10 protein-coding genes are annotated in these 11,754 nt (G+C 64.1%); 4 read left to right on the forward strand and 6 right to left on the reverse strand.

All coding sequences use genetic code 11. The features are described from left to right. Window position 1 precedes the first annotated feature (1 nt). Complete coding sequence (locus AC239G_RS14810; protein ID WP_434591395.1) at window positions 2-565, forward strand: hypothetical protein; 564 nt, start codon at window positions 2-4, stop codon at window positions 563-565. A gap of 78 nt (window positions 566-643) precedes the next feature. On the opposite strand, the gene AC239G_RS14815 is transcribed toward AC239G_RS14810, so the two are convergent. Then, the gene (locus tag AC239G_RS14815; RefSeq protein ID WP_181270695.1) at window positions 644-1,867 is read right to left on the reverse strand and encodes an integrase; all 1,224 of its coding nucleotides are present in this window, start codon (window positions 1,865-1,867) and stop codon (window positions 644-646) included. Between the two features lie 126 nt (window positions 1,868-1,993). Between AC239G_RS14815 and AC239G_RS14820 the strand changes: the two genes are divergently transcribed. Both AC239G_RS14820 and AC239G_RS14825 read left to right on the forward strand, forming a co-directional pair. Then, window positions 1,994-3,127, forward strand: coding sequence for a helix-turn-helix transcriptional regulator (locus tag AC239G_RS14820; protein ID WP_139468206.1), 1,134 nt, complete (start codon window positions 1,994-1,996; stop codon window positions 3,125-3,127). 281 nt (window positions 3,128-3,408) lie between these two features. Next, window positions 3,409-3,912, forward strand: coding sequence for a hypothetical protein (locus AC239G_RS14825; RefSeq protein WP_181270696.1), 504 nt, complete (start codon window positions 3,409-3,411; stop codon window positions 3,910-3,912). A 62-nt stretch (window positions 3,913-3,974) separates the two neighbouring features. Here AC239G_RS14825 and AC239G_RS14830 read toward each other — a convergent pair whose 3' ends face one another. Beyond that, window positions 3,975-4,418 carry an NUDIX hydrolase gene (locus AC239G_RS14830; protein ID WP_139468204.1) on the reverse strand — a complete coding sequence of 148 codons (444 nt, stop codon included), beginning with the start codon at window positions 4,416-4,418 and terminating at the stop codon, window positions 3,975-3,977. Continuing rightward, complete coding sequence (locus tag AC239G_RS14835; RefSeq protein WP_482400696.1) at window positions 4,415-5,035, reverse strand: DNA-3-methyladenine glycosylase I; 621 nt, start codon at window positions 5,033-5,035, stop codon at window positions 4,415-4,417. The genes AC239G_RS14830 and AC239G_RS14835 overlap by 4 nt, the downstream gene beginning before the upstream one ends. Before the next feature lie 107 nt (window positions 5,036-5,142). On the opposite strand from AC239G_RS14835, the gene AC239G_RS14840 reads away from it, so the two are divergent. Next, window positions 5,143-6,102: an aspartate dehydrogenase domain-containing protein gene (locus AC239G_RS14840; protein WP_482400697.1), complete on the forward strand. Its 960-nt coding sequence runs from the start codon at window positions 5,143-5,145 to the stop codon at window positions 6,100-6,102. A gap of 167 nt (window positions 6,103-6,269) precedes the next feature. Here AC239G_RS14840 and betT read toward each other — a convergent pair whose 3' ends face one another. The 3 genes from betT to AC239G_RS14855 all read right to left on the reverse strand — a co-directional run bounded on the left by betT (window position 6,270) and on the right by AC239G_RS14855 (window position 11,554). Beyond that, a complete protein-coding gene (gene betT / locus AC239G_RS14845; protein WP_487489189.1) occupies window positions 6,270-8,351 on the reverse strand; it encodes a choline BCCT transporter BetT in 2,082 nt (693 codons plus the stop codon). A gap of 293 nt (window positions 8,352-8,644) precedes the next feature. After that, a complete protein-coding gene (locus AC239G_RS14850; protein WP_487489190.1) occupies window positions 8,645-10,024 on the reverse strand; it encodes a short-chain fatty acid transporter in 1,380 nt (459 codons plus the stop codon). A gap of 150 nt (window positions 10,025-10,174) precedes the next feature. After that, a complete protein-coding gene (locus AC239G_RS14855; RefSeq protein WP_139468199.1) occupies window positions 10,175-11,554 on the reverse strand; it encodes an NAD-dependent succinate-semialdehyde dehydrogenase in 1,380 nt (459 codons plus the stop codon). Window positions 11,555-11,754 lie beyond the last annotated feature (200 nt).

Consider the following 11,754-nt stretch of genomic DNA (forward strand, 5'->3'; position numbering starts at 1 on the left):
CATGAACTCATCGGAACTCGGCTCGGACCTCAAACGCGACGCTCCCAGTGGCACCATCGACACCGCATTCGTCCTCAAATTCGAACCGCTCTATGCCCTCACGGACCTCGAGTCGGAGATCTTCAGTGATATCGGCCCGAAGACGAAGGTCCGCGAATCGTTCAAACGCAAGCATTTCCTCAAGGTCGCCGAGTGGAAGGCCATCGGAGTTCTGCCGAGCCTCGAGGAGATCTCGTCCGATGACATCGACTTCGTCACCGGCGTCGCGCTCGACGATGACACACCCAACCGCTTCCGTCTGCCTTTGCTGCAGATGCTGCCCGGAGTGGGAATTCCGATGGCCAGCACCCTGCTCACCGTGGTCAATCCCAAGAAGTTCTCCATCATGGATTCCCGGGCGCTGACCGTTCTGCACGATTTCGCTCTCGTGCCCACGGACAATCCGGCGCAGATGGACTATCAGACCTACCGCAAACTCATGAAGTCCCTGGCCAAGGGCGCCAACTGCGCCCCGATCGACCTGTACCGGGCGCTCATCGCCTATTCGCGGCAGGAACGAGACTAAGTCTTCACCCCCACGGGGCGGATCTGCCGACAGCCAGCGGACACGATGCTCTGCCGGCGGCGTGGGAACGGAACTCTCTCAGGCGGCCAGCTCCTGCAGACGCCTCTGCCAGAACACGATCTCCTCGGTCAGTCGGGCCGGGTCGAGACCATCCGCATACTGGGTGAGCTCGTCCTCCTGCGTCGGTGACATGACTCCCGCTGCGCGCAGACGTTCGAACGGTGTGCGCGGTTCGTCGTAGATTCGCCGCTGGTCGCCGTCACCGTCATCGGCCCAGCCAGCCGGTTTGCGCGTGGGAGTGAAGTAGTTGAGCCGGTCATCGACCGCGCGCCAAAGTCCGTTGAGTGCAGACCGGGCCTCTTCGGTGTCATAGCGGCGGATATTGCCGTACTCATGGACGAGATGCTGATGCCGCGAGGCTTCCGGAAGCCGATCGCGGCGGAGATCTTTGAGCACCGGACTGAAATGGATATCCAGTCCCCGCGCCCACCGGTCGGTCGCCTCGTGGACGGTGTCATCGGCATTGCTCAGCTCGATGGCATTGACCCAGAAGGGAATCCCCTGCACCTCATCGAGCGACCACTGCAGCACGTCCACCATGGTGTCCGGAGCGTTGTCGGCGAGGCTGTGGGTGAAGACCCAACCGGTGTGCAGGCAGGAGGCGCTGATCGTGAACACACAGTTCGAGGCTCGGGTCGGTCCTGCGTGGGCGATGGTGTCGACGAGGAAGTATCCGGGTTCGTGCTCGTTCGGCCCCGAAGCGAAGTCGAGGAAGTCTTCGCTGGGACTGGTGAATCGTTTCGTCGACACTCGACGATCTCGGAAGTCCTCGGCTCGCGCGGTGCGCAGATACCGGTCGATCGACGCCGGACTGACGGCGAGCAGCTCGGACCGGACCTTGAGGCTGTAACCATCGCGGTCGGGCACCAGGGCGCCGTGTCGCTCGGCCGCATCGAGCAGCTGCGGCATCACAGCGGCCAGGTACTTTCCACTCTGGAACCCCGACCACTCCCAGATCCGGACGAGGAGTGCTCGCGATTCGGGTGAGTATTTGCAGCACCTCGACGACGGCTGGTCGGCGGGCGGATCGTCGTAGGCATCATCTTCTCCGATGCGGAAGGCCGCCAGGCGGCGCCGCGCATGGTCACGTGACCAACCGGTGAGGATCATGACCTCGTCGAGGATCCACCCTTTGTCCTTCTTCCGTGCCGACGAATACAACTCGAGATAGTCATCGACGTCGAATTCTGCTTCAGTTGTCTCTGTGGAAGGAATGCTCTGAATATTCTGCTGATCGTGCATCAATTTTGTTAGTTCCTCCGAATTCGGGGAAGTCACTTCTTTGTTTTCGCTCTGCCCCGGAACGATTTGCATAATGCTATTCTGAGTTCAGGCAGGAGGTCTTCCTAAACGACAGAAGACGCAGAGATGTCACAGACTGCAGCACGGCTGCTCGGGTTATTGTCACTGTTGATGGTGCCCCGAACCTGGTCGGGAACCGAATTGGCAGATCGCCTGGGAGTGAGCCCGCGGACCATCCGGAACGATATCGGCACGCTCCGCGATATCGGCTATTCGATCGACGGCACACGCGGAAACGAGGGCGGATATCGTCTCTCCTCCAACGGCGTGGGCATCCCGCCGCTCATGTTCGACGCCGATGAAGCGGTGGCGGTCGCCGTCGGCCTCCACTCGGGGCTGAGCTGCATCATCGGCGGAATGGAAGAGACTTCGGCACTGGCACTGGCGAAGCTCGAGACCATTCTCCCCACCGCAGTCCGGACACGGGTGCAGAGCCTCGCGCACTTCACTGTCCCGGTCGTCGGCAATCAGCCGATGCCGATTGTCGACCCCAACCTCATCGTCACTCTCATCGACCACTGTCGCCGACACGAACGCCTGCGCTTCACGTATCTCGGTGAACCGTCCGACCGCTCACCCGGCGGCACAGGCGACTCATGCGCCACCAGCCCAGTTACAGCCGACCCAGACACCGGCGACTCTCTCCTACCGAACGACCCGAGCAGCACCTCGGCACACGAGGTCCATCTGGAAGTCGAAGCCTACCGACTCGTCAATCGTCAGCACCGCTGGCACCTGCTGGCCTTCGAACCCCAGGCTGAGGACTGGCGAGTCTTCAGCGCAGAACGCATCGTGCCGAAGACCCCGAGCGGCCGCAGCTTCACTCCACGTCCGCTGCCGGCCGACGACATCGGAGAATTCGTCGAACGACACGCCACGGAACCCAGGTGGCGGCATTCGGCCCAAGTCATCGTCGATGCACCGGCGCCCACAGTGATGAAGAAGCTCGCGTCCGCCGAAGGCACTGTCGAAGCACTCGAGGACGACCGCTGTCTCGTCACCGTCGGCGGCCAGAGCCTCACCACGATGGCCCTGGCCCTGGCGCGCTTGGACACCGACTTCACCGTCATCGACAGTCCCGACCTCCGCGAATGCCTCCACCGACTCTCGGTCCAGCTCGGTCGGGCTGCCGAGGGCCATGCGGCACCCGACCTCGCACCTTCCCGAGCGAAGAATGCGGCTCCCCGAGCAGCGAAATAGGGATAAGGTCACAACCCGACATAAAAGCCTTTGTGCGAATATGTGAAATTTCGCGGGCATGACCCGTGAGTCATGTCCATTCCTTGTCGCCCGAGAACACCGAGCGGTAACTTTCCTGGATACGTTTCAGGTATCGGTTCGCTTGATGGCGACTAATCCATTCGGGCCGCCGCCGACCACAATCCCTAATCCTCTGATCGGAGAAATGAGATGCTTCTGCCGTGCTTCGGCACAGCAACGAGTCCTCGTACCGCCATCCTCGATTCCGACGGCGGGCCGCAGTGACAGCAACAGATGACGGACGGTCGATGACGACCGGAAATCTCCGCAGCGCTGACGTCCTCGCCGAGCGCATCCGCCGCACGAACATCACCTATGCCCGCCTCTATGGGCCGCTGGTGGTGCTGGTGATCGCCGCTTCGTTCTTCCCCTACTACTCCCCCGAACCGGACAGTTCGGTCACATACGGGAACCTGTGGCAGGAAGTCCTCAGCATCGGACGGGGAGTCGACGTCTTCGCGCTCTTCGCTCTGCTGTTCACCACCGGGCTGCTGTGCCTGGCAGCGGTGGGTCGCACGACAATCGCCGTTCTGATCGCGATTCTCACCGGCGCGATCGTCATCGGCTGCACCCTTCTGCAGGCACCCGGCTATGTCAGCCCACCGGCGCTGACGATCTTCGGCATCATCGACATCTCGCTGAGCTTCCTCATCGCCGCGATCACCGTGGTGCATTCCCTGCACCTGTTCACCCTCGACCTCGGGTTCCAGCGTCGCACCGCATGAGACCAGCGCTGCCCAGCGTGAAAGCAGCATCGCACCGCGCAAGACGACGGCGCTTCACTCGGTCAACCAACCGATCTCCCCGCGGCCTGCAGCGCCGGGATGACCTCGTTGCGGGTCAGTGGCGCGAATTGGCGGATACCGGTGTCCGCGGGCAGCGGGTCGATGGGAAACCATCCGGCTTCGGCGATCTCGGCCAGATGCGCGATGTTCTCCACATCGAGTGCTGCCGGCAGACCGTCATAGCAGAACACGTCGCCGATGACACGGTGATCGGCTTCGTTCGCCGCCGCGGCAGCAAACGTGCCCAAAGCGTGCAGTCGGTGACGGTCCAGATCGAGTCCAAGCTCCTCGGCGATCTCACGGACGATGGTGTCCTCAGCGGTCTCCCCCTCTTCGGGTTTGCCGCCGGGCAGCATGAAGGAACTGGTCCCGGCCTTGCGCACCATGAGCAGTTCCCGGCGTTGCGGGTGGAGGAGGACGAGTGCGGAGACGCGGATGTCATTCATTCCGACCACACTCCGGACGCTCCTCGGCGGTGGGAATCGAGCAGGTGCGTATCGACCATGCCGATGGCCTCCATCAGCGCATACATCGTCGTCGGTCCCACGAAGCGGAACCCCTTCTTCTTCAGCGCCTTCGACAGCGCCACGGATTCCGGTCCGGTCGTCGGGATCTCGGCAATGGTACGCGGTCGCGGGGTCTGCGCAGGTTGGAACGACCACAGGAACGCATCGAGTCCGCCGTCTTCACGCAGTTCGATCACGCGAGCGGCATTGTTGATGCAGGCTTCGATCTTGCCGCGGTGGCGGATGATCCCGGAATCGGTCAGCAGCTGCTCGATCTCGCTGTCGCCGAAGCGGGCCACGGCGTCGGGATCGAATCCGGCGAAGACCTCACGGAACCGACTCCGCTTCTTCAGAATCGTCAGCCACGACAGACCGGCCTGGAATCCCTCGAGGCTCATCCGCTCGAACAGCCCCGCCTCGTCGTGGGTGGGCAGACCCCACTCGCTGTCGTAGTAGTCCAGCAGCATCGGGTCGCCGTACGCCCACGGGGTGCGGGCAAGTCCGTCGTCGCCGGTGACGGCTCCCCCGGATGCACTCGGCTGTGATTCGTCGTCCATCCTGCAACCGTATCGCGTCGCACTGACATTGCCCGCGCACCCCCACGCTCCGGTCTCCTGCGGCAACGGTCCAGCCCCGTGTCAGATGTCTCCGATAGGGTGCGGCCATGACTTCAGTGCTCCTCCTCGGCTTCGGTGCCATCGGCCGTCACGTCGCCCGGCTGCTCTCTCCCGAGCTCGAGTCCGGGGCGTTCAACCTGACCGCCCTGGTCTCGGATCGAGCCAACCACAGAGGTCGCCCGAATCACGGCGCCGAGGTAGTCGACCTCCCCACGCTCACCACCCCAGTTCACGAACCGGCCCCATCGTTGCCTGCTGCGTCATCGACGCAATCACCGTCGCCGAGGATGTTCGACCGCTTCGATGTCATCGTCGAATGCGCCGGGGTTCCCGCCGCCGCCCGATTCGGCCCCGCCGTCATCGCGGCCGGTCGCCCATTCGTGCTCACCAGTGTCGGAGCCATGGCCGATCCCGGCACCCGTGCGGGTCTGCTCGCCGGACCCGGCCGCCTGCATGTGACCAATGGGGCGATCGGCGGACTCGATGTGCTCGAGGCGGCGGCTCAGTCCGATGGCCTCGACAGCGTCGAAATCACCACCTCGAAGGAGGCGAGCGGACTCATCCGACCGTGGATGTCCGAGACCGAAGCCGAGCGTCTGCGTGTCCTCCGTCCTGAGGACGGCCCTCTGACGGTGTTCGAGGGCAATCCCGCCGAGGCGATCGAGAAGTTCCCCGCCAATGTCAACATCGCCGTCGCCCTCGCTTGGGCCACCCGCGGACTGAGTCGAGCTGCAGCGGCCTCAGACTCAGGAGCCAGAGCGGCGTCGACCGACACCGCACCTGAACGCACCGATGCCGACTTACTCGGTGCCTCGTTGGAGAGGGTGCGGGTCGTGCTCCAGGCGGTCGCCGGTCAGACCCAGTCCGCCCACCGAATCCGGGCGTCCGGGTCCGCAGGGGAATTCGCGTTCGACATCCGGTCGACGCCGAGCCCGGAGAACCCTGCCACCAGCGGGCTGACGGCCCTGTCCGTCGCCCGAACCCTGCGCACCGTGACGGCAAGGTGATCACCTGGCCGCCCCCGAGCCCACCACGCAGCGTCCGCCGGCCTCGGCGCTTGAGATCGACGCATCCTCGGTGCGAGAAATGACGACGCCCGGGACCGCCGACCGTCAGGCCAGGGATCCCGGGCGCCGCACTCACCCGCCGGAATCAGTCATCCGGACATCGCGATTCAGTCATCGCGGTGGGTGATGTTCTCCTGGAGTTGGAGGAATTCGACGTGACGTTCGTACTGGTCGAGCACGTCATCGATGATCTGCTCCTTCGAGAAGCCCATGATGTCGTAGCCCTGACCGGTGCCGCCGTCGAGGTAGACCTCCATCCGGTAGTAGTCCTCGCCGGTTCCGCGGGGGACCATTCCGCCGAATGACGGCACGCTGACCTTGTGCGGCCACACCTGATAGCGGAACGGGTATTCCCCGTCTCCGTCGACCTCGAACTGGAAGAGTTCGCCGTCGTCGACGAACACGCCTTCGGAGTCGACGCGACCGCAGCGTGACGAGATTCCGCGGCCCTCCATCTCTTCGGCCACCTCGTGGAGGGTGGGGATGAGGACCTTCTGCTCGAACTCCTCGGCACGCGCCTTATTCGGGAAGGACAGCACCCGCCCGAGCTGACGCTGCCAAGTCTCGTGGCCGGGACCGCGGGAGCGACGGGCCAACGAGCCGGGCAGGGTCGTATCGACGCTGTCGACGCGGTTCGCCTCGACCCGCAGGGCCTTGTACAGGCCGATCATGACGAGGATGACGACGAAGGCGAAGGGCAGGCCCATGATCACCGTCGCGTTCTGCAGCGCGCCGATGCCCCCGACGAGCAGCATCGCCACCGTCAGGGCTCCGGTCGACAGGGCCCAGAAGATGCGCAGTCCGGCGCGTCCGTCTTCGGCGGGATTGCGCAGGTTCGACGACAGGTTCGCCATGACCAGGGCCGCGGAGTCCGCTGTGGTGACGTAGAACAGCAGCGCCGTGATCGTGGCCAGAGCGGCGATGACGGCGAAGGCCGGGTAGCGTGAGAGCAGGTCGTAGAACCCGCCCTCAGGACTGAGCATGACCGACTCACCGAACTTCTTGTCTCCGCTGCGGATGATGTCCAGGGCCGAGTTTCCGTAGATCGAGATCCACATGAAGATGTAGATGAACGGAATCGTCAGGGTGCCCAGCACGAACTGGCGGATGGTGCGTCCGCGGGAGATCCGGGCGAGGAAGAGTCCGACGAACGACGCGAAGGCGATCCACCAAGCCCAGAAGAACAGGGTCCAGTCGGTCATCCATGTTCCGGTGTCTTCGAAGGCGAAGGTCTGTCCTGCCATGTTCGGAAACAGGCGGACGAAGTCCGTGACATTGAGGACGAAGGCGTTGAGCAGGAACTTCGTGTTTCCGGCCACGAGCACCCAGAGGCTCAAAGCGATCGCGAGGACGACGTTGAGGATGGAGAGGAACTTGATTCCCTTGTCCACACCTGAGACTGCCGAGAGCGTGGCGACACCGACTCCGACGACGACGATGCCGACCTGGGTGCCGACGCCGATGGGTATTCCGAGGACAGTGTTGAGGCCGACGTTGACCATGACGACGCCGATGCCCAACGAGGTGGCCACACCGAAGATCGTGCCCAGCAGGGCGGCGAGGTCGACCGTCTCACCCAGAGCACCATGGACGCGCTTGCCGAAGATCGGGGCCAGCGCCGAGCGGATCGCCAGCGGCATATTCATCCGGTAGGCGAAGTAGGCCAGGGCCATACCCATGAGTGCGTAGAGTCCCCAGCCGCTCAGACCGTAGTGAAAGAGCGCCCACACAGTGGATTCGCGGGCCGCGTCCACAGTTTCGGCTTCGGTGCTCGGCGGGGTGAGGTACATCGTGACCGGTTCGGCCACGGCGAAGAACATGAGGTCGGTGCTGATGCCGGCGGCGAAGAGCATGGACGCCCAGGCGACGAGGCCGAATTCGGGTTTCGAGTGTTCGGGGCCGAGCTTCGTGTTTCCGTAGCGGGAGGCCGCCAAGTAGATGACGAAGACGAGAACAGCGAGGACGAGGAGGACGTAGAACCAGCCGAACCAATCGGAGGTCCAGCCGACGACTGCACCGAGGACCGTCTCGGCGTTGGTCGGTGAGATGAGGGCCCATACGGTGATGGCGAGCGCCACCAGTGCTGCCGCGAGGAACACCCGCTTATTCACTGGAGGCAGCGACGGCTTCACCTTGCCCTTCGCCTCTCCCTTCGGTTCACCCGGCGGGGTGTCGACTGATGCTGACATGGTTGTGCTCCTTATCCGGACGCTGTTGCGTCGTGGCATCGGACCCGGTCGAACAGGGTGCTCAACCGAGCATGATCAACGGCTGTTGCTTCAAGAATTTCCGTCATCGCCGATCCCCCGGATCCCCGGGGACGGCCAACAACGGAGGTTACCACATAGACACTTCCGGTCACTTATCCTGTGATGCCACGCGAATCTGCAGATCAGCGACTCACCCTCGCCGAGGTGGGGCTTCACCGACCGGGTCATCGTCGGTCAAGTCCCAACCGCCTCGGCGGAACGTTCATCGAGTCTCAGAGGGAGACGAGGAGCAGCGCGGCAGCCATCACCACCCCTGAGCCGAGGAATGTGATGACGGTGTAGCCGAGGATGTCGCGCATCTTCAGCCCGGCGATCGCGAGCACCGGCAGCGCCCAGAAGGGCTGGAGCATGTTCGTCCACTGGTCGCCGTAGGACACGGCCATGATCGCGATCGACGGGTCGACGCCGAGCTGGTTGGCCGCATCGAGCATGATCGGGCCCTGCACGGCGAACTGGCCGCCGCCGGAGGGGACGAAGAAGTTGACGAGTCCGGCCGAGAGCAGGGCGAGGACGCCGAAGGTCGTGGTGTTCGAGATCGAGACGAAGGCGTCGGAGAACACGGCGATGAGTCCGGTGGTCGACATGATGCCGAGGATTCCCGCGTAGAGCGGGAACTGCAGGAGGATCTCGCCGACGTTCGACGCGGCCTCCTTCGTCAGGTGGATGAGCTCGAACGGGTTGCGCACGAGCAGGAGGATGAGCGCGAGGAACGACCAGTTGACGATGTCGAGGGTGAGTCCCCCTCCTTGGGCGAAGTGGATGATGAGATAGGCGACGAGAGCGAGACCGACGATGAGGGTGAGCACTCGTGAGGCGTCGATCCGGTCGGCCGGAGTGACGACCTCCTCGTCGACCTCGCTCTGCCCCTCCGAGCTCACCGAGGCGGGGAGTTCGTAGACGGCGGCGCCGGCCTTGGGGGCGACGAGGAAGAAGAGGAGCGCGCAGACGATGATGACTCCGGCGATCGCCAATAGGTTCCAGCCGGCGAAGATCGTCTCCGACACCGGAACTGTCTTCCCGCCGAGGGACTCGGAGAGGAAGGAGTCCGGGGTGGCCGCGGTCAGCGGACCCGATCCCGAATACCCCATGTGCCAGACGACGAATCCGGAATAGCCGGCGGCGACGAGCAGCGGGAAGTGGACCTTGATTCCGCGTTCGCGTGACTGCACTGCGATCTCACGGGCGAGCAGGGCGCCGACGACGAGGCCGAGTCCCCAGGTGATGAGGCTGGCGAGCGCGGCGACGATGAAGACGAAGACGTAGGCGAAGGTGGCGTTTCCGGGAACTCGCGCGAGCCGGGACAGCAGCTTCCGCACCGGTCCGGTGTTGGCGAGGATGTGCCCGAGCAGGAGGATCAGACACATCTGCGTCATGAACTCGAGCAGACCGGCCAGTCCCTCACCCCAGCCGGTGACGACGTCCGTCGGTCCGGCGTCGGTGAAGATGAACGCGAGGACGGCGACGATGAGGGTGAGGACGATGGCGAAGGTCAGGGCCGAGGGAATCCACTGTTCGAGGAATCGGTTGACCGGCCGCATGATCCCTTTTGAGGCTGCGGCGTTGACCTGGGTTGACGGCTTCGGTGCCGACATGGGATGACCTCCCGCTGAGAATTATGAGAATTGTCTGTGCGTGGTCTCAGCATACAATCAGGGCGCTGTCCCCGTAAGAGACAGCGCCCTGAGCGCGATCACAACCCGGTCACGATCGGAACCCGGATCCTCGGGCTCTGGTCGTACCGATCAGTCCTGTTTGTACACGAGCTGCTTGTTGACGAATTCGTCCATCGCCAGCGGACCGAGTTCCCGGCCGACACCTGAGCGCTTGACTCCGCCGAAGGGCAGGTATTCGCGGCTGCCTTCCGGAGCATTGAGGAAGACCATGCCGGAATCGATCTGGTCGCCGACGCGTTCGGCACGGGCGATATCGGTGGAGAACACGGCGGCCCCCAGGCCGAACGGGGTGTCGTTGGCGAGCTCGACGGCTTCTTCCTCGCTGCTGACCTTGTAGACGATGACAGCGGGTCCGAAGAGCTCTTCGTAGTATCCGCGCATACCCTTCTGCACATCGGTGAGGACGACGGGTTCGACGTAGGCTCCGCCGCCGTCGTACTTCTTACCGCCGGCCAGCAGGGTCGCGCCCTCGCTGACGGTGTCCTGGACCTGCTCGACGAAGCGGTCGGCGGCGGCCACCGACGACAGCGGGGACAACCGGGAGCCCTCCTCGCCGGGAACGGCGGGGGTGTTCTTCTTGGCCGCCTCGGTGATGGAGGAGACGAAGTCGTCGTAGATGTCGTCCATGACGATCATCCGCTTGGGCGAGTTGCAGGCCTGGCCGGTATTGCCCATGCGGGTGTTGAAGAACGTCTTCGCGGATTTCTGGACGTCGTCCGTGTCGAGCAGGATATAGGGGTCGGATCCGCCGAGTTCGAGCACGACCTTCTTGAGGTTCTTTCCGGCCTCGGCAGCGACGGCGGCACCGGCGCGTTCGGATCCGGTCAGGGACACTCCGTGGTTGCGCGGGTCGGGCAGGATGATGTCGGCGACCTGCTCGTTGCTGGCGTAGATGTTGATGTACGCACCTTCGGGCAGGCCTGCCTCGATGAAGATCTCTTCCATGATCTGTGCCGAGCGGGGGCACTGCGGGGCGTGCTTGAGCAGGATCGTGTTGCCCAGGGCCAGGTTCGGGGCGGCGAAGCGGGCGACCTGGTAGTAGGGGAAGTTCCACGGCATGATGCCCAGCAGCGAGCCGACGGGCTTGCGGCGGATCATGGCGGTGGCGTCCTTGGGTCCGCGCAGGGGTTCGTCGGCCATGAAGGCTTCGGCGTTGTCGGCGAAGTACTTGTAGATCATCGAGCTCAGCTGGACTTCGCCCTTGCCCTCGGGCACGGACTTGCCCATTTCGAGCTTGATGACTTCGGCGAGCTCCTCGGCGCGCTCGGCGTAGATCTCGGACACGCGAGTGAGGATGGCGGCGCGCTCGGCGACCGTGGCCCGGCTCCACTCGTCGAATGTCGTCGCCGAACGATCGAGGGCGGCGAGGATCTCGGCATCGGTGGCGGTGGGGAATTCTTCGGCGACTTGGCCGGTCGCCGGATCGGTGACGCGATACATGGTGGTCATGGCTGTCCTCTTTCACTTCGACGGGGTTGAGGCGATCACCGATGGTGTGATCGCAGGTCCATCCCCCACGCTATGGCCGAACTCCGGCGTCGGCAACGGCGGTCTCATCTCCTGGGCAGATTCTCAGCCGCCACCGAGGCGGCCGACCCGACCGGCGGAGTGTCCAGGGACACCGCCGGTCGAGTCCGTCGAGACCGTTC

The organism is Brevibacterium sp. Lmc1 (assembly GCF_057654315.1).

Excerpts from the sequence above, each read along its gene's own strand:
- AC239G_RS14810 (WP_434591395.1), top strand. The coding sequence starts at position 2 with ATGAACTCATCGGAACTCGGCTCGGACCTCAAACGCGACGCTCCCAGT.
- AC239G_RS14815 (WP_181270695.1), bottom strand. The coding sequence starts at position 1,867 with ATGCACGATCAGCAGAATATTCAGAGCATTCCTTCCACAGAGACAACT.
- AC239G_RS14820 (WP_139468206.1), top strand. The coding sequence starts at position 1,994 with ATGTCACAGACTGCAGCACGGCTGCTCGGGTTATTGTCACTGTTGATG.
- AC239G_RS14830 (WP_139468204.1), bottom strand. The coding sequence starts at position 4,418 with ATGAATGACATCCGCGTCTCCGCACTCGTCCTCCTCCACCCGCAACGC.
- AC239G_RS14835 (WP_482400696.1), bottom strand. The coding sequence starts at position 5,035 with ATGGACGACGAATCACAGCCGAGTGCATCCGGGGGAGCCGTCACCGGC.
- AC239G_RS14840 (WP_482400697.1), top strand. The coding sequence starts at position 5,143 with ATGACTTCAGTGCTCCTCCTCGGCTTCGGTGCCATCGGCCGTCACGTC.
- betT (WP_487489189.1), bottom strand. The coding sequence starts at position 8,351 with ATGTCAGCATCAGTCGACACCCCGCCGGGTGAACCGAAGGGAGAGGCG.
- AC239G_RS14850 (WP_487489190.1), bottom strand. The coding sequence starts at position 10,024 with ATGTCGGCACCGAAGCCGTCAACCCAGGTCAACGCCGCAGCCTCAAAA.
- AC239G_RS14855 (WP_139468199.1), bottom strand. The coding sequence starts at position 11,554 with ATGACCACCATGTATCGCGTCACCGATCCGGCGACCGGCCAAGTCGCC.